Here is a 22,750-nt window from a genome sequence, read left to right on the forward strand (position 1 = left end):
AGGAGTTGTGCGGGACGTCAGTCGCGGGGCGCGCTCACAGCAGCAGAGCACCGGCAGGCGTCGGGTCGGCCGAGATCTCGGCGTACGCCGCCGCCAGCAGCGTCGGGTCGGGTCCCTCGAGGCGCGACGGGCTCGCGAGCCCGTCGAGGACCACGAACCGCAGCAGGTCGCCCCGGGTCTTCTTGTCGCGACGCATCGCCGTGAGCAGCTGCTCCCACCGGTCGCCCCGGTACGTCACGGGCAGCCCCAGCGCCGTGAGGACCGACCGGTGACGCGCGACGACGTCGTCGTCGAGGCGACCGGCGAGCCGCGCGAGCTCGGCGACGAACACCATGCCGACCGACACCGCCGCGCCGTGCCGCCACCGGTAGCGCTCGACGTGCTCGACCGCGTGCCCGAACGTGTGCCCGTAGTTGAGGATCTCCCGCAGGCCCGCCTCGCGCAGGTCCTCGCCGACCACGCGCGCCTTGGTGCGCACGGCCCGCTCGACGAGCTCGGCGAGGACCGGCGAGGACGCCGCCGCCGCGGGGTCGCGCAGCAGCGCCGTGTGCTCCTCGACGAGCTCGAGGATGCGCGGGTCGTCGATGAAGCCGCACTTGACGATCTCGGCGAGCCCCGCCACGAAGTCGTGGGGGCTCATCGACTCGAGGGCCGCGAGGTCGCACAGCACCCCGGCGGGCGGGTGGAACGCACCGACGAGGTTCTTGCCCTCGGCCGTGTTGATGCCGGTCTTGCCGCCGACCGCGGCGTCGACCATCGCGAGCACGGTCGTCGGCACCTGCACGACGCGCACGCCGCGCAACCACGTCGCGGCCACGAAGCCCGCGAGGTCGGTCGTCGCGCCGCCGCCGAGCCCGACGACGGCGTCGGAGCGCGTGAACCCCGCCTGGCCCAGCACGCCCCACAGGAACGCGGCCACCTGCGCGGTCTTCTGCTCCTCGGCGTCGGGGACCTGTGCCACGTACGCCTCGTACCCGTGCGCCAGCAGGTCCTCGCGGACCGCGTCGGCCGACGCCGCGAGCGCCGCCGGGTGCACCACGAGCACGCGCTGCACGCCGCCGCCGAGCATGTCCGGCAGCCGACCCAGCAGGTGCCGACCGATGACCACGTCGTACGGCTGCTCCCCCGCGACGCGGACCGTCTGCTCGCCGCTCACGCGTCACCCCCCGCGGTGCGCAGCGCACCGAGCGCGTCCTCGACGGCCTGGGCGACCTCGGCCGGGCGCAGCCCGTCGGTCGGCACGCGCACGGTCGCGACCTCCTCGTAGACGGGGCGTCGGGCCTCCATGAGCGCCTGCCACTGGGCACGCGGGTTGCCGACGAGCAGCGGACGTGCCTGGTTGAAGCCGACGCGGGGCGCCGCGTGCGCGAGGCTCACGTCGAGGAAGACGACGGCGCCCCCCGCCGCGCGGTACGCCGCCAGCGCGGCGCGGGTCGCGTCGTGCAGCACCGCGCCGCCGCCCAGGGCCAGGACGCCGTCGTGCTCGGCGAGCGCCGCGGCGACCGCGTCGCGCTCGAGCTCGCGGAAGCGCGGCTCGCCGTCCTCGACGAACACGTCCGCGACGGTCTTGCCCGTCACGGTCTCGACGTCGGCGTCGGTGTCGCGCACGGCCAGCTGCCAGCGCTGCGCGAGCGCCTCCGCGACGGTCGACTTGCCTGCCCCCGGGGGGCCGACGAGCACGACACGGGGACCGGGGGGCGGGACGGCGGCTGGCACGACGGGCAGCCTAGTGCGCGCGGCCGCGCGGTCCGGGGCTGTCCGCGTGCCGGGCGGGCGCGCGGACGCCGCCGCACGCCCGCGCGCGGGTCACGCGAGCAGCTCGGGGATCGAGGCGACGTACGCCTCGAGGTTGCGGCGCACCTCGGCGACCGAGTCGCCGCCGGTCTTCTCGAGCAGCGTCTGCGCGACGACCAGCGCGACCATCGCCTCGGCGACGACGGCCGCGGGCGGCACCGCGCACACGTCCGACCGCTGGTGGTGCGCGGTCACGGGCTCGCCCGTGGCGGTGTCCACGGTCGCGAGCGCGCGCGGCACGGTCGAGATCGGCTTCATCGCGGCGCGCACGCGCACGACCTCGCCGTTCGACATGCCGCCCTCGATGCCGCCGGCCCGGTTCGTGCGGCGCACGATCCGGCCCGACGCGTCGCGCTCGATCTCGTCGTGCGCCTGCGAGCCGCGCCGGGCCGCGGTGCGGAACCCGTCACCGACCTCGACGCCCTTGATCGCCTGGATGCCCATGAGCGCGGCCGCGAGCCGCGCGTCGAGGCGCCCGTCGGCCTGCACGTAGGTGCCGACGCCGGACGGCAGGCCGTGCACCAGCACCTCGACGACGCCGCCGAGCGTGTCGCCGTCCTTGTGGCACTGGTCGATCTCGGCGACCATCGCCGCGCTCGTGGCGGGGTCGAAGCACCGCACGGGGTCCGCGTCGAGCGCGGCCACGTCGTCGGGCGTGGGCACGGGCGCGTCGTCGGGCACGCCCACCGGTCCGATCGCGACGACGTGCGAGACGAGCCGCACGCCCGCCGCCTGCTCGAGGAACGCCGCGGCGACCGTGCCGAGCGCGACGCGCGTCGCGGTCTCGCGCGCGCTCGCGCGCTCGAGCACCGGCCGGGCGTCGTCGAAGCCGTACTTGCGCATGCCCACGAGGTCCGCGTGGCCCGGGCGGGGGCGCGTGAGCGGCCGGTTGCGGGCGATCTCCCGCGCGTCACCGGTCCCGGCGTCGACCGTGAGCGCCTCGGGCGCCACCGGGTCCGCCGACATCACGTCCGACCACTTGGGCCACTCGGTGTTGCCGATCTCGACCGCGACCGGACCGCCCTGCGACAGCCCGTGCCGCACGCCCGCGAGCAGGCGCACCTCGTCCTGCTCGAACTTCATGCGCGCACCGCGGCCGTGGCCGAGGCGGCGGCGCGCGAGCGCGGCCCGGACGTCGGACGTCTCCACCCGCACGCCGGCGGGCAGACCGTCGAGGATGCCGACGAGCGCGGGACCGTGCGACTCGCCTGAGGTCAGCCAACGGAGCATGCGGGGATCCTCCCACGCCCGCGACCCCGCAGCCCTCGGCCGCCCGCACCTCGGACGACGACGCCCCGCCCACCCCGGGCGGGGCGGACGGGGCGTCGACGGGTCGACTCAGCCGAGGGGCACCATCGGGTTGCGGCCCTCGGGGCGCGTCGGCAGCGCCGGCTCCTCGGTCGCCTCCGGCGCGGGCGACGCCGTCGTGGTGTCCGGAAGGACGAACAGGTACCCGCTCACGTTGATCTCCAGGTCGCCGACCGCCGTCGCCGGCCGGCCACCGCCGGCCTCCGCGTCGCTCTGGCTGGCGCCCACGACCGACTCCACGACGTACAGGCGCTCGGTGCCGACCTGCAACGCGTCGAGGAAGGCACGCACGTTCTCGTAGCCGCCGACGACCGTCATGCCCAGCGGGACGGACACGAGACCCGCGGGGGCCGCCGACGCCGGTGCGGCGGCGGCGTCGACGGCCGCGTCCTCACCGGTCGAGTCGCTCGTCGCGGCGTCGCTCGGTGCGGCTGCGACCTCCGGGACGAACGCGACGGGCGTCGACGGCGAGACGGTGAGCAGCGTCACCGCGTGCGTCGCCGCCAGCCCGTCGAGCTGGCGGAGGTAGCCCGCGAGGTCGTCGTCGCTCGGCACCGACGTGCGCAGGGTCGCGAGCTCGGCGCGGAAGGTGTCGATCTGCTCGAACTGCTCGCGCAGCACGCCGATGCGGTCGGTCAGCAGCGCGTTGTCCGCCTCGACCTGGTCGGCGGTCGTGCTCGTCTCGCCCGCGGCCGTGAGGACCGGTGAGATCGCGAGGAACCACGCCCCCACGAGCAGCAGGACGACGACGACACCCGCGCCGGCGATCCACGGTGTGGCCTTGCTCGACCGCATGTCAGCTCTCCTCGGTGGTCGCGGCGAACCGCTGCGCGAGCGTCGTCGGCCCCATCTGGACGGTGGCCGAGAAGGTGTAGAAGGTCGTGCCGTCGACCTCGGTGACCGCGATCGACGACACCCACGGGTCCTGCAGACCCGGCACGGACGCGAGCCCGTCGAGCATCGCGGCGGTGTCGGGGACCGTCGTCGACTGCCCCTGGAAGCTGAACGACGCGATGCTCGGCGCGTCCAGCGGGCTGGTCGACTGCGAGACCAGGCCCGTCGGTGACGGGCCGGTGGCGGCGAACGACTCGATGCGCACGCCGTCGGGGAGGACGGCGCTGACCGCGTCGAGGTACGGCAGCCACCGGATCTCGGTCGCGGTCGCGGTCTGGCGCGCGGCCGTGACCTGGTCGATCGCCCCGCGGACCTGCGGCACCTCGGCGTACTTGCGCTCCTCGGCCCGCAGCGCGATGGTCCGGCTCTCGGCGTCGGCGAGTCGGTCCTCCGCCGCGCTGCGGACGAAGACCGCCGAGACGTACGCCAGCGCGACGACCGCCACCGTCACGAGCAGCGCGACGACGAGCCACCGCTTGACGACCGCGAGCGAGCGCGCGGCGCGTACCTCGGGCGGCAGCAGGTTGACCTGGGGCAGGCCGGGCGTGAACGCGGCCGCGCCCTTCTTCTGGCGCGCGGGGGCGCGCAGCGTCTGGGCGCTCATGCGGCGACTCCGTAGGCGAGGCCGACGGGAAGGGCGACGGTGGACTCCGCGCCCTGCACGACGGTGCGGTCGAGGTTCTTGCCGAGCCGGAACCCGGCGACGGGGTCGCCCAGGCCGGCGGGGAGACGGGTGCTGCTCGAGAGGAACTGCCCCAGCCCGGACAGGTGCGCGCCGCCACCGGTGACGACGAGCGACTCGATCGCCCGCCCGGGGTGGTTCGACGCGTAGTAGACGAACGTGTTGCGGATCGACTCGACGAGCGTGCGCGTCGCCTCGACGATGGCCTCGGCCGCGGCCTCGTGCCCCGGCGGCGGGGAGAAGCCCAGGCCCAGCGTGCGCTTGACCTGGTCCGCCTCGGGCTGCGAGACCTGCAGCGCCGCCGCGACGGCGTCGGTGATGTTCTGACCGCCCGACGGCAGCACGCGCACGAGCTTGGGGGTGCCGTGGTCGGCGACGACGACGTTGGTGAGCCGCGCACCGATGTCGACGAACGCGACGACGTGCTCGGCGTACTCGCCGCGGCACAGCGCGCGCAGCAACGCGAATCCGTTGAGGTCGACCATCACCGGGCGCAGCCCCGCCCCCTCGACCGCGAGGACGTTCGCGGCGACGGTGTCCCGCTGCGCGGCCACGAGCATGCCGTGCACGCGGCGCCCGGTGTCGCCGTCGGACTCCCCCGTCACGTGGAAGTCCAGCAGCGCCTCCGACGACGCGACGGGCAGCAGCTCCTGCACCTGGAACGGCAGCGACGCCTTCAGCTGGTTGGCCGGCATCCACGGCAGCTCGAGCTCACGCACGACGACGCGCTGGTTGCCCACGCCGATGACGACGTCCTTCGACGAGAAGCCACCGCGCGACCACATGCCCCGGATCGCGTCCGACACGACGCGCGGGTCGACGACCTCACCCTCGCGCACCGCGCCGGGCGGCAAGGGGGCGACCGCTGCGTGCAGCAACGTGGGCGAGACGGTCCCGGCGGGCCCGCCCGACCCGAACTCCACCTCGACAGCACGCACCGCGGTGGTGCCGATGTCGAGGCCGATCACACGCGATGAGGCCACTGGAGGTCCTTCCGGGAGTCCGTCCGTACGAGGCACTCATCGGCACGAGCGCCGCACCTCTTGAGGGCGCGACGCCGCGGGTCACAGCAGTCCGACATACCACCCTGCGACGGCGGGGCCGGCGACGAGGCCGACGGCGACGCCCAGGAGCATCCAGGGGCCGAACGGCAGCGTGGACTTGCGCCCCGCGCGGCGCAGCACGACCAGCGCGACCCCGTACACGCCCCCCAGCAGGAAGGCGGCGAACGCCCCCACCACGACGGCGGACCACCCGACCCACCCGAGGTAGAGGCCGAGCACGCCCGAGAGCTTGACGTCGCCCAGCCCCATGCCGGCGGGGTAGACGACCCGCAGGACGACGTAGAACACGAGCAGGGCGACGCCCGCGAGCACCGCGCGCAGCAGCGCCGAGAAGTCCGACGGTCCCCCCGGGTTCGCGCTCGCCAGGGCGAGCAGCACGAACGCCAAGGGGTACGACGGCAGGACGATCGCGTTTGGCAGCCGACGCACGTCGACGTCGATGAGGAACAGTGCGACCGAGACGGCGGCGAGGTACCAGAACGCGGGCAGCGCCCAGGACGCGCCGAGCCACCCCACGACGAGCGCGAACAGCACGCTCGTCGTCGCCTCCACGAGCGGGTACCGCACGCTGATGGGGGCGTCGCAGTCGCGGCACCGCCCGCGCAGCAGGAGCCACGACACGACGGGCACGTTGTCGCGCGGACGGATCGGGTGCCCGCACGCCGGGCACGCGCTCGGCGGTCGCACCACCGACTCGTCCCGCGGCACGCGCCAGACGACGACGTTGAGGAACGAGCCGACGGCGAGACCGAGCACGGCCGCGACGACCACGAGCAGCGCTGTCATGGCAGAGGATCCTGCCTCATCCGCCCCGGCTCTCGAGGTAGTTGCCCACGGACGCACTGACCTTCTCGGGCGGGGCGTTCCACTTCTGGTCGATGCCGCCGTTGCAGTCCGCGAGCACCATCTTCGACCAGTTGGCCTCCTCGAACCCGTCCCCGAGCCCGATGCACTTGGTCTGCATGCCCTTCGGCATGAACGTGAAGCTGGTCTGGTAGTTCCCCGTGTCGCCCGACCGGATCCAGCGCTGGTTCTGGGCCGAGTCGCTGCACCTCGTCAGCTTGGGGTACAGCGTCGTGGCGGACGCGGTGAGGCAGTAGGTGTTGCTCGGGGCCGTGCTGTTGTTCACACGCACGACGATCTGGGTCTCGACGGTCGTCGCGCCGCCGGTCGGCTCCGAGTAGTACCACTTGTGGTTCCACTCGAGGTTGCTGCCGCCCGACGGGTCCTGCTTGCACGGGTAGATGATCATGTGCTCGAAGTTGACGTCGAGGCGGGTCACGTCGAAGCAGCGACCGAACTCGAGGAAGTTCACGATCTGGTTCGTGCTCGGGCCAGCGGCACCGGCACCGACCGCCGGGTCCGGGTTGAACGACCCCCAGTCCTGCTTGTCCGAGCAGCTTCCCGTGTAGAGCTTGCTGTTCAGCGGCGTGCCCGAGGACCGCAGGCAGAACGCGCCGTAGTTCGTGATCGCGGTGTTCTCACCCTTGAAGCGCGCACCGGCCTCCCAGCTCCACAGCTGGTTCCACCGTGACGAGCTCGTGGCGGCGGCGCACTCCCGCAGGTAGGCCAACGTGAGGCTGGACGTGTTGGTCGAGGGGCCCGTGATGCACAGCGGCGGTCCCGAGCCGGGCAGCGTCGTGATGGCCAGCTTGATCTGGTAGTCCTTGTCGTACACCCACAGCTCGCGGTCGTCGTCGACGCCGCACTGGTCGACGCGCACGTAGCTGACGGTCGACCCGGCCGTCGTGCCGTCCGCGCGCAGGCAGTACTTGGACTCGTAGCTGTACAGGCGCCCGCCCACCACGTTGGTGCTCGTCGTGTTGAACCGGTAGATGCTCGACATCGTCCGCACGGCGTCGTCCTGCCCGAGCGTGGCCCCCGTCGGCGCGTCACCCGTGGACGTGATGTACGCGAACAGCGGCTGCAGCGTGGTCCCGCTGCCGGGCACGCACGACAGCTTCTTCGAGTTCAGCCACGACTCGCTCTGACCCGCCGGGTTGTCGCGGTAGTACCGGACCGTGACCTTGTAGCCCAGGTCGCCACCGGGCGTCGCGACCGTCCCCTCCAACGCGCAGGGCAGCTTGCGGATGTCGCCGTAGACCGCCCCGACGAAGTCCTCGCTCCCCAGCGCCGTCCGCACCGAGCTCAACGCCGTCTCGATGCCGGCCTCGGCCGCGTAGACGGTCTGCGTGCTCTTGCGCTGGAACTGCGTCGGCATCGCCTGCGAGAGCACGAGCCCAAGCACGAGGATGCTCAGGGTCGTCAGGATCAGCGCGAGCATGATCGCGCTGAGCATCGCGATGCCCTCGTCGCCGCCCCGCCGCAGGTCGTCGCACGCCCTCCGGATCGTCCTCACGGCCTGCCTCCTGCCATGCACACCGGGATGTCGCTGACCCCGGGCGTGCTCGTGTCGCTGTTGGTCAGGGACCCGGTCGAGCTGTTGCGCGCGACGAAGACCGTGCGCTGCTCGACCGGGTTGCCGAGCGTGCTGTCCCCCGCCCGCAGCCGCACGACGAGCCGCTGGCGCGGGTTGTCCTCCGTCGCCTTGAGCAGCTGGAACGGGTAGTTCGCCGTCACGCCGTCGGCGGGCGGCTGCACGTCCGAGACGACCGTCCCGAACGCCGGCACCGCGACGCCCACGCAGTCCTCCCAGCTGCGCCGGTCGAGCGTGCCCGCGGTGGGGTCCCACCGCCACTGCGTGCACGTGGCCCTTCCCGTGGCCGAGACGGTCGCCGACACGCGGAACTCGACGTAGCGGCGGCCCTGCGCCCCGTCACCGGGGAAGTTCACGGCCTCGGCGTACCGCACCTGCCGGTCGAGCCGCTGGAACGCGGTCCGGAGCCCGTCGTTCGCGGTCACGGTGACGTCCGCGCGCACCGTGCTGCGGCTCATCATCACGACCCCGCCCATGACGACGGCCACGAGCACGGTGAAGATCCCCATCGAGACGATGAGCTCGACGAGCGTGATCCCGGCGTCGCGGGTCGACGTGGTGGTGTCGCGGTCGCGTCCGTGGCCTCCGGTCACCGCTACTTCACCACGATCGTGATCGTCTTGACCTCGGAGACGACCGCCGGGTCCGACGGGCTCGCCAGCTGGTAGCGCATCGTGCACGTCCCGGCCTTCTTGTTGGTCGTGCGGATCTTGATGATCCCGTTGTGGTACTCCTGGCCGCCCGGATCGACGACGCACGACGGGAACGCCCCGTCGACCAGCTTGACGGTGCCGCTGAAGTTCGTCGGGGCCATGCCCGGCTGGTTCTTGAGGTCGATGCGCGCCTCGTTGACGCCCGTGCGGACCTGGTAGGTGAAGTCCACCGCCACGGGCACGATCCGCAGCGTCACGGTCTTCACCGCGGAGCCCTGCCCACCCTCGGGGTCGAACACGCGGTACTGGAACGTCCACGTGCCGAGCGTGTTGGTCTGCGCGGCGTACAGGAACCGCGTGCCGCGCTTGTAGTTGCTCATGTTGACGTTCCGGACCCCGAGCGGCCCGTCGATCTTCAGCTGGCCCTGGTTCACGGACATCGACACGATCTCGTACAGGTAGCCCTCGGGGTTGCCCGTCTTGCCGAGCATGTCGATGTCGAAGTCCGTGAGCGACATGGTCGCGGGCACGTTCGCGACGAAGTCGGAGACGAGGGGCGGCGCGTAGTTCGTGACGACCACGGTCACGACCGCCTGCGTCGAGTCGGACGTCCCGTCGGTGAAGTGGTACCGGAACGTGTACGTCCCGTCGGTGGCCGCACGGAAGTCGACCGTGCGCCCGCCGTTGCTGAGGTTCACCGACGCGCCCGTGGGCGGCGTGTCGATCACGACGGCCGTCGGCGTGCCGAGGTCGTTGTCGAGGACCGGGATCGTGACGACCTGGTTCCGGATCGCCGAGGCGGTGTCGTCGCGCGCCTTGCCGGTCACGGTCACGCGCACGGTCGCGACGTCGGACATGTGCCCGGCGCGGTCCTTGAGCTGGTACGTGAACGTCGCCACGCCGGAACGGTTCGGTGGGGCGGTGTAGCGCAGCTGACCCGTGGTCGGCGCGGGCGCCACCGTCCCGAACGTCGGGGCGGTCACGTTCACGACGGGGTTGCTGGTCACGGGGCCCAGCACGTCGTTGAGCAGCACCGGGACGTCCACCCACTCGCCGACCGGGACGGACGTGTTGTCGTCGACGGCGATCGGCCGGGTCGTGTTGTTCCAGACGATGTCCTCGTTGGGGTCCACGAGCGACTGCGTCTGGTACGTGCAGGTGCCGCCGCAGCTGCCCGTCAGGTCGGGCCACTGCACGAGCGCCATCACGCGCAGCAGGCGCACGGTGTTCGCGGGCGTCACGGCGGGCGGCGTCGCACCGGCGCCGGTGCGCGTGCAGTCCTGGCTCGCGCCGCCGGTGGGCCGGTAGCACGTCCCGATGAGGATGGTCGACGTGTACTCGACCTTGTCGAGGACCGTGGTCCGCGTGATCGGCACCGCCGGGGCGGCGCCCGTCGCGGGCTGCGGGTCCCACGCGGGGTAGGTCTGGTCGAGCCCGTCGAGCCCCGCGGCCTGCGCGGCTGCCCAAGCCTGCTCGACGGCGGCCTGCGGGCGGTCGCGCAGCAGGCCGGAGAACTGGTGCGGCCCCTTGGTCACGGGCTTCGCGCTGACCGCGAACGCGTCCTCCATGGACTCGTTCGCGACCGTCACCGCGGACTGCGTGCGGGACTGGTGCGTGATCGAGCGGGTCCCGTTGACGAAGAAGTAGAGCGCCGTGGACGCCACGATGCCGACGATCGCGAGGGCGGCGATGACCTCGACGAGGGTGAAGCCGTCGTCGACCGGGCGGTGCGTGCGGTGCGCGATGCGGGTGGCGCTCACGTGCTCCTCCAACGAAGACCGAGCCGTACAGGGAAGTCGCCGGGGAGAGCGTGCGCTCTCCCCGGCGACCGACGTCGTCCTGCGTTCCAGCCGGGCGAGTCTCAGTCGGCCGTGGACGTCACGGTGAAGCCCGTGACGTCGTCGCCGGCCGTGCTCTGCAGGCCGCCCTTGCCGGAGTCGTAGATCCACGCGTCGCCGTCCGCGAGGCTCGACGGCTGGGCGCCGTCGGCGCGCGTCGCGGCGATCACGTACGACGCGTTGTCGTCAGCGACGTCCACCTTGAGGACGTTGCCCTCGGACAGGGCGATGGCGCCGAGCTCGGTCTCGCTCGTCGGGTAGCCGTTGTTCGCCGTCAGGTACGTCTCCATGGCCGTGGCGACCGTGCGGAGGTCCGACTTCATCGAGGCGTCGACCGCGCTCTTGCGCTGGTTGAGGAACACCGGGATCGCGATGGCCGCGAGGATGCCGATGATGATGACGACGACGAGGAGCTCGATGAGCGTGAAGCCCTTGTCCCCGTCCTTCTTGTTGAGCGCCTTGCTGATGCGAGCGATCATGCCCGTCCCCATTCAGGTGTCAGTTTCAGGTGTCAGCGGCACCGACCTCGCGGCCGGCTCCGCACCGTGCTTCGGACGGTGTCGTCGTGCACTTGACCCGCCGCCGCGCAGATCACCCGTGCGGCCGTACGCCAGCCGGGCGGGGTGCCGCGCAGCGGCGCCCGATCGGCCCAGCGGGGCCGTTCACCAGGCGCGCAGCCCGGCCGTGGGAGCGGTCGCGCTCACCAGGAGACGACGGCAACGCCCGCGCAGCGCGCGTCGTCCGCGTCGAGCCCGCCGCGGTCGAGGACCCACCGGCGCGAGTCCACGACCCCGTCGTGCCACCCGCGCACGCACCACGCGTCGCCGTCGGCGGCGACCTCGACGACGTTGCCCGGGCTCACGACCACCACGTCCCGCAACCGGTCGGTGTCGAGGGTCCCCGAGCCGTCGTCCGCCTGCGCGACCGCGAACGCGACGGACCGCAGGTCGGCCTGCACGGTGGTCTCGAGGGCTCGGGCCCGCTGACCGAGGAGCACCGGCACGGCGATCGCCGCGAGCACGCCCAGGACGGCGACGACCACGAGCACCTCGACGAGCGTGAAGCCCGGGTCGCCGCCAGGGCGACGGCTCACTGGACCAGCTCGAAGATCTTGAAGATCGGCATGTAGAGGGCGACGATCATGCCGCCGATGATCGAGCCGATCACGACGATCATGAGCGGCTCGATGAGGCTCGTCAGCTGCTCGGTGGTCGTCTCGACCTCCTGGTCGTAGAAGTCCGCGACCTTGCCGAGCATCGTGTCGAGCGCACCGGTGTCCTCGCCGACGGCCATCATCTGGACGACCATCGGCGGGAAGATCGGGTGCTCGGCGAGCGGACCGGCCAGCGACTCACCGGAGCGGACCGAGTCCTGCACCGCCTTGGTGGCGCGCTCGATGACGATGTTGCCGCTCGTCTCGCCGACGATCTCGAGCGCCTGCAGCAGCGGCACGCCGGCGTGCAGCATCGCGCTGAAGTTCCGCGTGAACCTCGAGATCGCGATCTTCTGGAAGAGCTTGCCGAACACCGGCATGCGCAGCTTGACCGGGTCGACGCGCTCACGCACGGCGCGGTCGTTCTTGTGCCGCGCCCACCAGACCCCGAACGCGACCAGCAGCGCGACGAGCGGGAAGATGCCGACCTTGAGGATCCCGGAGAGGAACACGAGGAACTGCGTCGGAGCGGGGAGGTCGCCGCCGAGCGAGGAGAACATCGACTCGAAGATCGGCACGATGAACAGCAGCATGCCGATGACGGCGAGGATCGCGACGACGAAGATGACGACCGGGTACGTCATCGCGCTCTTGACCTTGCCGCGCAGCTTGAGCTCGGACTCGAAGTTCCCCGCGACCGACACGAGCACCTGGTCGAGGAAGCCGCCGACCTCGCCGGCCTTGACCATGTTGATCATGAGCGGCGGGAAGACCTGCGGGTGCCGGCCGAGGGACGTCGAGAGCGCGACACCGGTCTCGACGTCGTTGCGGACCTGCGCGACGATCCGCTGCAGCGGCTTGGACTCGGTCTGCTCGGCGAGGATCGACAGCGCGCGCAGCAGCGACAGGCCGGAGCTGATCATCGTCGCGAGCTGGCGCGACATCACCGCGATGTCCTTGAGCGAGACCTTGTCGCTCATGCCGGGGATCTTGATCTCGGCGTTGAGGCCGCCGGTGCTGACCTCGTTGATCGAGACGGCCGCCATGCCCATCTCGCGCAGCCGGTTGGCGACCGCCGCCTGGTTGGACGCCTCGACGCGCCCCTTGACGATCTTGCCGCTGCGGTCGCGGACCGCGTACTCGAACGTCTTGCTCGCCATCAGTAGCCTCCGCCCGCGGCGACCAGGCCGGCCGCGCCCTGCGTCTGGCCGCCCATGCGGCCGGCCAGCCGGTTGAAGTCCTCGACGGGGTGGCACTTCTCGAGCCCGACCTCGTACGAGATCTTCCCGGTCTTGACGAGCTCGGCGAGGTGCTGGTCCATCGTGTGCATGCCCTGCTGGGCGCCGGCCTGCATGGCCGAGTAGATCTGGTGCGTCTTGCCCTCGCGGATGAGGTTGCGGATCGCGGGGGTGGCCACCATCACCTCGGTCGCGACGGCCCGCCCGGGGGCGTCGGTCCGCTTGCAGAGCGTCTGGCACACGACGCCCTGGATGGCCCCGGCCAGCTGCGTGCGCACCTGCGCCTGCTGCCCCGACGGGAACACGTCGATGACGCGGTCGATGGTCTGGGCGGCGTCCTGCGTGTGCAGGGTCGCGAACACCAGGTGGCCGGTCTCGGCGGCGGTGAGCGCGACGGAGATCGTCTCGAGGTCGCGCATCTCGCCGACGAGGATGATGTCGGGGTCCTGGCGCAGCACGTGCTTGAGCGCGTTGGCGAACGAGTGCGTGTCGGCACCGACCTCGCGCTGGTTGATGAGCGACTTCTTGTGGCGGTGCAGGAACTCGATCGGGTCCTCGACCGTCATGATGTGGTCCTCGCGCGTGCGGTTGGCGAGGTCGATGATCGCCGCGAGGGTCGTCGACTTGCCGGATCCGGTGGGACCCGTCACCAGCACGAGCCCACGCGGCAGGCCCGCGAACGTCCCGACGACCGGGGGCACGCCCAGCGCCTCGAGGGGCTTGATCTCGTACGGGATCACGCGGAAGGCCGCGCCGACCGACTCGCGCTGCTGGTAGACGTTCACGCGGAACCGCGCGACGTTGCGCACGGCGTAGGAGAAGTCGAGCTCGAGCGCCTCCTCGAACTGCTCGCGCTGCTTCTGCGAGAGGATCGAGTAGAGCGAGCGGCGAAGCGTGTCGGGCGCCATCGTGGCGAACTGCTCCATGGGACGCAGCGAGCCGCTCATGCGCACCATGGGCGGCGCGCCCGACGTGAGGTGCACGTCGGAGCCGCCGAGCCGCACGAGCTCGCGCAGGACGTCGTCGATCTCGATGTCGCCCTCGTGCCGCTCCTGCCCGACGCCGGCCCGCGTGACGGGGCGGTGCGCGGCCGGTGCGGGGCGGGGTGCTGCCGCGGGAGGCGCGGCCACGGCGGGCGCCGGCGCGTACGCGGGTGCCGCCGCACCCGGCTGCCCGGGCTGGGGCCACTGGCCGCCGTAGCCGGGGCCCGATGCGGGCGCGGCCCCGGACGCGGGCGGGTACGCGTGGCCTCCCCCGGGCGTCGTGGGGGGCGCGACGGGGCGCGCGTCGACCTGCCACGGGGCGGGGGCGCCCTGGGTCGGGACCCCGGGCACCGGCGTCGTCGCGGCCGGCGCCGTGGTCGCCTGCGGCCCGGCCGGACGGTACGGCGGCAGGCCCCTGCCCGGCTCGCCGGGACGCCCTTGGTACGAGTCGGTCACGTCTTCCTCCGTCGTCACGACGTCGTGCCCGCGGCTGCGGGCGTGGCACACGGGTGCCCGTGGTTGTCATCGGCCACGGCGCGAGCCGACTTGAGCCCGCGCCGCGGCCGGCGGGCGCCTCAGGCGACGACGCGCAGGATCTCCTCGATCGACGTCTGCCCCAGCGCGACCTTGTGCCAGCCGTCGTGCCGCAGCGAGACCATGCCCTGCTTCTCGGCGGTGGCCGCGATGTCGGCGGACGACGAGTGCGCGACGGCGTGCCGCTCGATGTCCTCGGTCACGCGCATCACCTCGTGCAGCGCGAGACGCCCCTTGTACCCGGTGCGCGAGCACGCGCTGCAGCCCGCGGGCCGGAACAGCTGCGGCAGCGGCTCCCCCGGCATCCACGGGAACCGGGCCGCCTCGAGCTCGGCCGGCGAGGGCTGGTAGGGCTCCTTGCACTTCGGGCACAGCCGCCGCGCGAGCCGCTGCGCGACCACGCAGTCGAGCGCCGAGCCCACGAGGAACGGCTCGATGCCCATCTCCGTCAGGCGCGTCACGGCCGACGGCGCGTCGTTGGTGTGGAGCGTCGACAGCACGAGGTGACCGGTGAGCGCGGCCTCGATCGCGATCTGCGCGGTCTCGTGGTCACGGATCTCGCCGAGCAGCACGACGTCCGGGTCGGAGCGCAGGATCGAGCGCAGGGCCGCGGCGAACGTCAGGCCCGCCTTGGGGTTGACCTGCACCTGGTTGATCCCCGGCAGCCGGTACTCGACGGGGTCCTCGACCGTGATGACGTTGATCTCCGGCCGGGACACCGCGTTGAGCGTCGCGTACAGCGTGGTCGACTTGCCCGAGCCCGTCGGCCCCGTCACGAGGATCATCCCGTAGGGCTTGGTGTACGACTCGCGGTACGTCTCGTAGTTGTGGTCCAGGAACGACAGGTCCCGCAGGTCGAGGCTCGCGGTGGAGTTGTCGAGGATGCGCATGACGATCTTCTCGCCCCACACGGTCGGCAGCGTCGCCACGCGCAGGTCGATCTTGCGTCCGTTGTGGTTCACCGACATGCGGCCGTCCTGCGGCTTGCGCTTCTCCGCGATGTCGATGTCGCTCATGATCTTCACGCGGCTGATGACGCCGCCCTGGATGTTCTTGGGCGAGCGCTGCGTCTCGTGCAGCACGCCGTCGATGCGGTACCGCACCCGCAGGTCGTGCTCGGTGGGCTCGATGTGGATGTCGGACGCGCGGTCGGTGATGGCCTGCGTCACGAGCAGGTTGACGTAGCGCACGATCGGCGCGTCGTCGTCGACGAAGTCCCCGAGGCGCGACAGGTCCGCCTCCGGCTCGGCGTGCTCCTCCTCGAACGCGCTGGAGAGGTCCTCCATCTCGTCGTCCGCCCGGCAGAACCGGTCGATCGCACGGTGCACGTTGTCGTAGGTCGCGACGACCGGGATGACGCCCATGCCGGACACCGTGCGCACGTCGTCGACCGCGACGACGTTGCCGGGGTCGGCGGTCGCGAGCACGAGCGCACCGTCGCGCAGGCCGATCGGCAGCACGGCGTAGCGCCGGCACAGCGCGCCCGGGACCATGCTGACGGCCGCGCGGTCGACCGCGTACTCGTCGAGGTCGACGAACTCCATGCCGACCTGCGCCGCCAGCGCGCGCACGAGCTGCGCCTCGGAGAGGACGCCCTGCTCCACGAGCGTGCGCCCGAGCGACGTCCCCATGGACGTCTGCACGTCGAGGGCCGCGAGCAGCTGCGCCTCCGTCACGAGCCCCTCGTCGAGCAGGACCTCACCCAGCTGCTTCACGCGCGCCTCCTCGTTCCGCGGCGCCGCGAGCTGGCGCCCCCGAGGTCATCGGCACGTGCGGGCCGCGCCTGAAGGACGCGTCGGCCGGATCACACCGGCGTCACGCCGCGGCGGCGATGGGTCAGGCGGCGGCGAGCGCGCCGCGCAGCGCCGCGTCCATCGCGTCGTGTGGCGCGACCCGACCGGTCATGAGGCGGACCTGCTCCGCCGCCTGGTGCAGCAGCATCCGCTCGCCGCCGACGACGGCGCCGCCCCGCGCGGCCCAGGCGCTGCCGAGCGCGGTGGGGCTCGGGTCGTAGCAGACGTCGAGGAGCGCACCCCGCACCGACGCGGGCAGCGCGGCCGCCACGCCGTCCGCCGCGTGCGCGGGGAGCGTGCTGACGACGACGTCGGCGCGCGCGATCTCCGCGGCGGCGTCGTCGAGCCGGCACAGCCGGGGCTCGACGCCCATGCGGTGCGCGGCCCGCAGCAGACCACCCGCGCGCGCCTGCGTGCGCACGTACACGCGCGGCGACGTGCACCCCAGCTGCGCGAGCGCCGCGAGCGTCGACGCGGCGGTCGCCCCTGCACCGAGCACGGCGCCGGTGCGCACGCCGTCGACGACGCCCGCCTCCCCGAGCGCCCGCACCAGACCGTGCACGTCGGTGTTCGCACCCGTGAGCGTGCGGCCGGCACCCGCGCCGTGCACGAGCACGGTGTTCACGGCACCCACGACCTCCGCCAACGGCTCCACGTGGTCGAGGAGCGGCAGCACCGTCTGCTTGAGCGGCATCGTCAGGCTCAGCCCGGCCCACGTCGGGTCCAGGTCGCGCAGGAACGTCGCGAGCGCGTCCTCCGTGACGTCGACCGCGTCGTACCGCCAGCCGTCGAGCCCGAGCGCGGCGTACGCGGCCGCGTGCAGCACGGGCGACAGCGAGTGCGCGACCGGGTGCCCGAGCACGGCGGCCCGGTGCACCGCGGTCGTCACCCGTCCTGCTCCTCGTCGCCCTGCGCCTCCTGGGCCGCCTTCTCGGCCTGCCACTGCCGGTAGAGCGCGCGGTTCTGCTCGTGCTCGTCGTTCGTCGTCGCGAAACGCGTCTCGCCGGTGTCGAGGTTGATCGTCATCCAGAACAGCCACGGACCGTCCGCCGGGTTGAGCACCGCGTCGATCGAGGGCTCCCCCGGTGCGGCGATCGGCGTCGGGGGCAGCCCGGTGACCCGGTTGAGGTTGTACGGGCTGTCCGACGTCTGGAGCATGTCCAGCGTCAGCTGCGTGCCCGGGATGCCGAGACCGTACGCGAGCGACGCGTCGATCTGCAGGCGCATGCCCTTCTCGAGACGGTTCTCGATCGCGCGCGCCATCTTGGGCCGGTCGGCGTCGAGCGCCGCCTCGCGCTCGATGAGCGACGCCTTGATGAGCACGGTCTCCCACTGGTCCTGCGGGACGCCCTTGGACGTGAGGACCTCGATCGTCTTGGCGACCATCTGGCCGACCATCTGCGCCGGCGTCGTGCCCGGCTCGTACTGGTACGTGGACGGGAACAGCCAGCCCTCGACGTTGCCGTTCGCCTCTGCCGGCAGCCCGATCGCCGCGGGGTCGGCGGCAGCGGCACGCAGCTCGTCGAGCGGGACGGTCGTGACCTGGCTGACCTTCTCGAGGATCTGCTCGACCGTCCAGCTCTCGGGGATGGTGACGCGCGTCGAGACCCGGCTCTTGGGGTCGAGGAGCGCGAGCACCGCGTCCTGGGCCTTCATCTCCAGCAGGAGCTGGTAGGTGCCCGGCTGGATGCTCGACGCGTCGGGGTTCGCGTTGAAGGCCGCCGTGAACGCCTTCGCGGTCGCGACGATCCCCGCCTCCTCGAGGGTCTTGCCCATGACGGCACCCGAGTCACCGGCGTTCACGGTGATGGTGGGAGCGCCGGGGCGGCCCGGGCCGGGGTAGTCGTCGACGCCGCGCGCCGCGCTCGAGTCGCCGCCGAACAGCGACCCGCCGACGAGCGAGTACACGACGTACCCGGCCCCGGCCACCAGCACGAGCGCGACGAGCAGGACGCCGATCGAGCGGCGACGGCGCTGCTTGCGCAGCCGCTCCTCACGCTTGCGCCCCGCGGCGCGCGAGCGGCGACGCGGAGGCTGCGCACCGCCGTCGGGGGTCGCGCGGTCACCGCCGAACAGATCGGGCGAACCGTCTTCCGACCTCACGGGGGCCCACCATTCCGTCTGGTTGCTCACGTGTGCGTCACTCCACCGTCGTCGTGCCGTCGCCCGCACCGCCCCCTGGTGCTGCCGCGTCACGGCCAGGGTCGACCTCGACCCGTTCCCCGGGACGTCGCCCCGTGGACCGCTCCGCGTCCAACGCCTGCTGCAGGATCACCACCGCGGCCGCCTGGTCGACGACCTGCCGGTGGCGGCGCCCGGATCGGCCGGACGCCTGGAGCGCGTGATGGGCGGACACCGTGCTCATCCGCTCGTCGACCAGCCGGACCTGGACGGGTCCGACCGCGCGCGCCAGTGCGACAGCGTACGCGCGCGCGAGCCCCGCCGACGACCCTTCCGCGCCCGAGAGATGGCGGGGAAGTCCGACGTACACGACATCCGCACCCCGTTCGCGCGCCTCGTGCGCGATCCGCGCGACGTCCGCGGCACCCGGCCGCGGCTTGCCGGACGCCCGCGCGACGGTCTCGACCGGCGTCGCGAGCAGGCCGTCGGGGTCGCTCGACGCGACCCCGACGCGCACCGTCCCGACGTCGACCGCGAGGCGCACGCCACGGACGACGGCGTCGCCGCCGTCAGCCACGGACCGCCGCGACGACGCCCTCGAGGGCCTCGCCGAGGCGCGCGGCGTCGGTGCCGCCGCCCTGCGCGACGTCGTCCTTGCCGCCGCCGCCACCGCCGAGCACGCCCGACGCCGTGCGCACGAGCTGCCCGGCGCGGTGCCCGGCCTCGCGCGCGGCGGCGTTGGTCGCGACGACCACCGCGGGGCGGCCCTTGACGACGCCGCCGACCGCGACGACCACCGGGGAGGACTCCCCCAGCCGCCCGCGGACGTCCAGCGCGAGCGTCCGCAGGTCGTCGCCCGACGCGAGCTCGCCCGCGTCGTGCGCGACGACGCGCGTCGCACCGACCTGCTGCGCACCGGCCGCGAGCGACCCGGCCGCGGCCAGCACCTGCGCCTGCTGGAGCGCCGCGAGCTGCTTCTCCGACTCCTTGAGCCGCGTGAGCAGCGACGAGACGCGGTCCCCGAGCTCGTCGGGGCGCGCGCCCAGCAGGCCCGAGAGCTGGCTCACGAGCGCGCGCTCCTTGGCCTGGTAGCCGTACGCCGAGTCGCCGACGAGCGCGTCGACGCGTCGCACGCCCGAGCCGATCGACGCCTCGCCGAGCAGCGTGACGAGCCCGAGCTCGCCCGAGCGACGCACGTGCGTGCCGGCGCACAGCTCGCGCGACCAGTCGCCGCCGATCGACACGACGCGCACCTCGTTGCCGTACTTCTCCCCGAAGAGCGCCATCGCGCCGAGCGCACGGGCCTCGTCGATCGCCATGACCGCGTCCGTGACCTCGAGGTCGTCCTGCAGGCGCTCGTTCACGCGCCCCTCGATCTGCGACAGCGAGGACGCCGGCACGGCCGCACCCGAGCGGAAGTCGAACCGCAGGCGGCTCGGCGCGTTCTCCGACCCCGCCTGCGTGGCGTTGTCGCCGAGCTCCTCGCGCAGCGCCTTGTGCACCATGTGCGTCGCGGTGTGCGCCCGGGCGATCGCGCGACGGCGCGCGGTGTCGATCGTCGAGACACCCGCGTCCCCGATCGTGAGCGTGCCGTCGACGAGCCGCCCGTGGTGCACCGACAGCCCCTTGATCGGCGCCTGCACGTCGTCGACCTCGACGATGCCGCCGTTCTCGAGGCTAATCGTGCCGGTGTCGGCGAGCTGGCCGCCCGCCTCGGCGTAGAACGGGGTGACGTCGAGCACGACCTGGACGTGCGCGGGCGCGGTCGCGGACGGCGCGGGCACGCCGTCGACGAGCAGCCCGACGACCGTCGAGCTCGCGGTCGTGTCGGTGTAGCCGACGAACCGCACCGGGGCGCCGTGGTCGGTGCTGAGGGTCTGGTGCAGCTGCTGGTAGGCGCTCGTGTCGGCGTGGCCGGTCTTCTTGGCGAGCGCGTCGGCACGCGCACGGTCGCGCTGCGCCTGCATGAGCGTGCGGAACGCCTGCTCGTCGACCGTGACGCCGTGCTCGGCGGCCATCTCGAGCGTGAGGTCGATCGGGAACCCGTAGGTGTCGTGCAGCGCGAACGCCTGGTCGCCCGTGAGCACCACGCCCGCGTCGCCCGCCGAGGCCTTCGCCTTGGTGACCGCGCCCTCGAAGATGGTCGTGCCGGCCGTGAGCGTCCGCAGGAACGCGTCCTCCTCGCCGTACGCGACCTGCGCGATGCGGTCGAAGTCACGCTCGACCTCGGGGTACGACACGCTCATGAGGTCACGGCTGACGGGCAGCAGCTCCGGCAGCGCGGCCTCCTCGACACCGAGCAGGCGCATCGACCGCACCGTGCGCCGCACGAGGCGACGCAGCACGTACCCGCGGCCCTCGTTCGACGGCGTCACGCCGTCGCCGATGAGCATGAGCGACGAGCGCACGTGGTCGCCCACGACACGCAGCCGGACGTCGTCCTCGCCGCCCGCGCCGTAGCGGCGCCCGGTGAGCTCGGCGGCACGCTCGATGACGGGGAAGACCTCGTCGGTCTCGTACAGGTTGTTCTTGCCCTGCAGCAGGTACGCGATGCGCTCGAGCCCGGCGCCGGTGTCGATGGCCTTGCGCTCGAGCTCGCCGAGCAGCGGGTAGTCCTTGCCACGCCCCTCGCCGCGCACGAACTGGTCGAACACGAGGTTCCAGATCTCGAGGTAGCGGTCGCCGCCGGGGTCGACCGTGCCGCCCTCCGCGTCGGGGCCGAACTCGGGACCGCGGTCGTAGTGCCACTCCGCGCACGGGCCCGCCGGGCCGGGCTGGCCCGTGTCCCAGAAGATCTCCTCGCGCGTGAGCCGCACGATGTGGCGCGGGTCGACGCCGACCCGGCGCAGCGTGTCGGCGGACTCCGCGTCCTCGTTCCAGATCGTCACCCAGAGCCGGTCGCCTTCCAGGCCCAGGCCGCCCGACGCCTGGTCGCCCGTGAGGAACTCCCACGCGAGCTCGATCGCGCCCTGCTTGAAGTAGTCGCCGAACGAGAAGTTGCCGAGCATCTGGAAGAACGTGCCGTGCCGCGTCGTGCGACCGACGTTCTCGATGTCGTTGGTGCGGATGCACTTCTGCGCGTTGGCGACCCGGGGCCAGGGGGCGTCCTGCGTGCCGAGGATGTACGGGATGAACGGCACCATGCCGGCGATCGTGAAGAGGATCGACGGGTCCGGGGAGATGAGCGGCACGGACGGCACGATGGCGTGGTCCTTGCTCGCGAAGTAGTCGAGCCAGCGCTGGCGGATCTCGGCGGTGCGCATGTCGTCCTCGTCAGGTGGGGGCCGTCGCCGGGCGGCGGCGGGAGGTTCGGTGGTGGGCGGCGCGCTGGCCGCGGGGCCGGGGCGGGCCCGGTCAGAAGAAGGGGGCGTGCTCGTCGTCGTCCGGGTCCTGCGTCGGCTCGCCGGCCCAGCCGCGCGCGGCGAGGTCGCGGGCGAGGTCGTCGCGCGGCGGGCGCCCCCCGAAGGAGTCACGCAGCTCGGCGCGGCGACGCGGCGCGGTGGCGCGCAGCTCGTCGAGGTCGACGTCGCCGACGAGCGCGTCGAGCAGCTCGGCCTCGCGCTCGGCGACCCCGGCCCGGAAGTCGTCGCGCGCCGCGCGCAGCGCGCGCGTGACCCGCAGCGCGCCGTCCACGGCGTCGGCCGAGCCGGCCGGTGCGTACGCGTCCACGAGCTGTCGGCCGCGGCGGACCACGACCACGGTCAGCGCGACACCCACGCCGACCCAGAACAGCCGCCTCATCGGCGGCCGCCCGCACGCAGGCCGGCCAGGGCGCGGCGCACGCCGTAGGAGAACGCCGCGACCTTGAGCAGCGGCGCACCGACGGTCGCGGTGACGAGCGAGGTGAGCGCCGAGACGTTCTCGCCGACCTGGGCTGCCGCGGTCGTCACGGTGTCGACCTTGTCCATCTGGGTGGCGGACGACGCCACGACCTTGGCGGTCTCGTCGAGCACGGGCAGCGAGTGGTCGGTGAGCTCCCGCACCGAGGTGCGCGCCTCGTCGAGGACGTTGCCGAGCTTGAGCAGCGGCACCGCGAGCAGGCCGACGAGCAGCACGAACGCGATCGCGGCGATGAGTCCCGCGACGTCACCGAGCATGGATGCGACCCCTCCTGTCGTGCGGCACCTGCGACGGTCGCCGCACATCGTCGGAGCGCGGCGACCCGCGCCGCGCGACCTGCGCCACCCTACCCGTCGGTCCGGTCGTGGCCGCGCCCCGGCCGGCGGCAGGGACGCGGACGCCCCGCGGCGCTGGTGCG

Annotated in this window: 21 protein-coding genes; all 21 read right to left on the minus strand. The window is 72.9% G+C overall.

What is annotated here, in order from left to right; translation table 11 throughout:
• Nucleotides 1-34: 34 nt before the first annotated feature.
• The 21 genes from aroB to CS2_RS02695 all read right to left on the minus strand — a co-directional run bounded on the left by aroB (nucleotide 35) and on the right by CS2_RS02695 (nucleotide 22,589).
• Entirely contained in the window at nucleotides 35-1,156 is a 1,122-nt protein-coding gene (gene aroB / locus CS2_RS02595; protein WP_070318767.1) for a 3-dehydroquinate synthase, read from the minus strand.
• Complete coding sequence (locus CS2_RS02600) at nucleotides 1,153-1,725, minus strand: shikimate kinase (RefSeq protein WP_156441962.1); 573 nt, start codon at nucleotides 1,723-1,725, stop codon at nucleotides 1,153-1,155. The genes aroB and CS2_RS02600 overlap by 4 nt, the downstream gene beginning before the upstream one ends.
• A gap of 81 nt (nucleotides 1,726-1,806) precedes the next feature.
• Complete coding sequence (gene aroC, locus CS2_RS02605; RefSeq protein ID WP_070318769.1) at nucleotides 1,807-3,024, minus strand: chorismate synthase; 1,218 nt, start codon at nucleotides 3,022-3,024, stop codon at nucleotides 1,807-1,809.
• Nucleotides 3,025-3,132: 108 nt separating this feature from the next.
• On the minus strand, nucleotides 3,133-3,897 hold the full coding sequence (locus CS2_RS02610; RefSeq protein WP_070318770.1) for a hypothetical protein: 765 nt from the start codon (nucleotides 3,895-3,897) through the stop codon (nucleotides 3,133-3,135).
• Nucleotide 3,898: 1 nt separating this feature from the next.
• Complete coding sequence (locus tag CS2_RS02615) at nucleotides 3,899-4,600, minus strand: PilN domain-containing protein (protein ID WP_070318771.1); 702 nt, start codon at nucleotides 4,598-4,600, stop codon at nucleotides 3,899-3,901.
• Complete coding sequence (gene pilM, locus CS2_RS02620; RefSeq protein ID WP_046528360.1) at nucleotides 4,597-5,661, minus strand: type IV pilus assembly protein PilM; 1,065 nt, start codon at nucleotides 5,659-5,661, stop codon at nucleotides 4,597-4,599. The genes CS2_RS02615 and pilM overlap by 4 nt, the downstream gene beginning before the upstream one ends.
• Nucleotides 5,662-5,742: 81 nt before the next feature.
• Complete coding sequence (locus CS2_RS02625; protein ID WP_070318772.1) at nucleotides 5,743-6,528, minus strand: prepilin peptidase; 786 nt, start codon at nucleotides 6,526-6,528, stop codon at nucleotides 5,743-5,745.
• 16 nt (nucleotides 6,529-6,544) lie between these two features.
• Nucleotides 6,545-8,101, minus strand: coding sequence for a hypothetical protein (locus CS2_RS02630; RefSeq protein ID WP_070318773.1), 1,557 nt, complete (start codon nucleotides 8,099-8,101; stop codon nucleotides 6,545-6,547).
• Complete coding sequence (locus CS2_RS18985) at nucleotides 8,098-8,772, minus strand: PulJ/GspJ family protein (protein WP_070318774.1); 675 nt, start codon at nucleotides 8,770-8,772, stop codon at nucleotides 8,098-8,100. The genes CS2_RS02630 and CS2_RS18985 overlap by 4 nt, the downstream gene beginning before the upstream one ends.
• A 2-nt stretch (nucleotides 8,773-8,774) precedes the next feature.
• Nucleotides 8,775-10,592: an Ig-like domain-containing protein gene (locus CS2_RS02640; protein ID WP_070318775.1), complete on the minus strand. Its 1,818-nt coding sequence runs from the start codon at nucleotides 10,590-10,592 to the stop codon at nucleotides 8,775-8,777.
• A 101-nt stretch (nucleotides 10,593-10,693) separates the two neighbouring features.
• Complete coding sequence (locus CS2_RS19675; RefSeq protein WP_082739699.1) at nucleotides 10,694-11,149, minus strand: type IV pilin protein; 456 nt, start codon at nucleotides 11,147-11,149, stop codon at nucleotides 10,694-10,696.
• Between the two features lie 221 nt (nucleotides 11,150-11,370).
• Nucleotides 11,371-11,763 carry a prepilin-type N-terminal cleavage/methylation domain-containing protein gene (locus CS2_RS18400; RefSeq protein ID WP_082739693.1) on the minus strand — a complete coding sequence of 131 codons (393 nt, stop codon included), beginning with the start codon at nucleotides 11,761-11,763 and terminating at the stop codon, nucleotides 11,371-11,373.
• Nucleotides 11,760-12,983, minus strand: coding sequence for a type II secretion system F family protein (locus tag CS2_RS02655; protein WP_070318777.1), 1,224 nt, complete (start codon nucleotides 12,981-12,983; stop codon nucleotides 11,760-11,762). The genes CS2_RS18400 and CS2_RS02655 overlap by 4 nt, the downstream gene beginning before the upstream one ends.
• Nucleotides 12,983-14,500, minus strand: coding sequence for a type IV pilus twitching motility protein PilT (locus CS2_RS02660; protein ID WP_070318778.1), 1,518 nt, complete (start codon nucleotides 14,498-14,500; stop codon nucleotides 12,983-12,985). The genes CS2_RS02655 and CS2_RS02660 overlap by 1 nt, the downstream gene beginning before the upstream one ends.
• Nucleotides 14,501-14,619: 119 nt before the next feature.
• On the minus strand, nucleotides 14,620-16,293 hold the full coding sequence (locus CS2_RS02665; RefSeq protein ID WP_070318779.1) for a GspE/PulE family protein: 1,674 nt from the start codon (nucleotides 16,291-16,293) through the stop codon (nucleotides 14,620-14,622).
• Between the two features lie 121 nt (nucleotides 16,294-16,414).
• A complete protein-coding gene (locus CS2_RS02670; RefSeq protein ID WP_070318780.1) occupies nucleotides 16,415-17,260 on the minus strand; it encodes a shikimate dehydrogenase in 846 nt (281 codons plus the stop codon).
• Nucleotides 17,257-18,474 carry an endolytic transglycosylase MltG gene (gene mltG / locus CS2_RS02675; protein WP_233421042.1) on the minus strand — a complete coding sequence of 406 codons (1,218 nt, stop codon included), beginning with the start codon at nucleotides 18,472-18,474 and terminating at the stop codon, nucleotides 17,257-17,259. The genes CS2_RS02670 and mltG overlap by 4 nt, the downstream gene beginning before the upstream one ends.
• 37 nt (nucleotides 18,475-18,511) lie before the next feature.
• Nucleotides 18,512-19,069 carry a Holliday junction resolvase RuvX gene (gene ruvX, locus CS2_RS02680; RefSeq protein ID WP_046528348.1) on the minus strand — a complete coding sequence of 186 codons (558 nt, stop codon included), beginning with the start codon at nucleotides 19,067-19,069 and terminating at the stop codon, nucleotides 18,512-18,514.
• Nucleotides 19,062-21,755: an alanine--tRNA ligase gene (gene alaS / locus CS2_RS02685; protein WP_070318782.1), complete on the minus strand. Its 2,694-nt coding sequence runs from the start codon at nucleotides 21,753-21,755 to the stop codon at nucleotides 19,062-19,064. The genes ruvX and alaS overlap by 8 nt, the downstream gene beginning before the upstream one ends.
• A gap of 91 nt (nucleotides 21,756-21,846) precedes the next feature.
• Nucleotides 21,847-22,233, minus strand: coding sequence for a hypothetical protein (locus CS2_RS02690; protein WP_046528346.1), 387 nt, complete (start codon nucleotides 22,231-22,233; stop codon nucleotides 21,847-21,849).
• Nucleotides 22,230-22,589, minus strand: coding sequence for a DUF948 domain-containing protein (locus CS2_RS02695; protein ID WP_046528345.1), 360 nt, complete (start codon nucleotides 22,587-22,589; stop codon nucleotides 22,230-22,232). The genes CS2_RS02690 and CS2_RS02695 overlap by 4 nt, the downstream gene beginning before the upstream one ends.
• Between the last annotated feature and the right edge of the window lie 161 nt (nucleotides 22,590-22,750).

The sequence above is a fragment of the Cellulomonas iranensis NBRC 101100 = JCM 18110 genome (assembly GCF_001552375.1).
Classification (GTDB): domain Bacteria; phylum Actinomycetota; class Actinomycetes; order Actinomycetales; family Cellulomonadaceae; genus Cellulomonas; species Cellulomonas iranensis.

Excerpts from the sequence above, each read along its gene's own strand:
- CS2_RS02655 (WP_070318777.1), bottom strand. The coding sequence starts at position 12,983 with ATGGCGAGCAAGACGTTCGAGTACGCGGTCCGCGACCGCAGCGGCAAG.
- CS2_RS02610 (WP_070318770.1), bottom strand. The coding sequence starts at position 3,897 with ATGCGGTCGAGCAAGGCCACACCGTGGATCGCCGGCGCGGGTGTCGTC.
- CS2_RS02690 (WP_046528346.1), bottom strand. The coding sequence starts at position 22,233 with ATGAGGCGGCTGTTCTGGGTCGGCGTGGGTGTCGCGCTGACCGTGGTC.
- CS2_RS02625 (WP_070318772.1), bottom strand. The coding sequence starts at position 6,528 with ATGACAGCGCTGCTCGTGGTCGTCGCGGCCGTGCTCGGTCTCGCCGTC.
- CS2_RS19675 (WP_082739699.1), bottom strand. The coding sequence starts at position 11,149 with ATGATCGCTCGCATCAGCAAGGCGCTCAACAAGAAGGACGGGGACAAG.
- CS2_RS02695 (WP_046528345.1), bottom strand. The coding sequence starts at position 22,589 with ATGCTCGGTGACGTCGCGGGACTCATCGCCGCGATCGCGTTCGTGCTG.
- aroC (WP_070318769.1), bottom strand. The coding sequence starts at position 3,024 with ATGCTCCGTTGGCTGACCTCAGGCGAGTCGCACGGTCCCGCGCTCGTC.
- CS2_RS02615 (WP_070318771.1), bottom strand. The coding sequence starts at position 4,600 with ATGAGCGCCCAGACGCTGCGCGCCCCCGCGCGCCAGAAGAAGGGCGCG.
- alaS (WP_070318782.1), bottom strand. The coding sequence starts at position 21,755 with ATGCGCACCGCCGAGATCCGCCAGCGCTGGCTCGACTACTTCGCGAGC.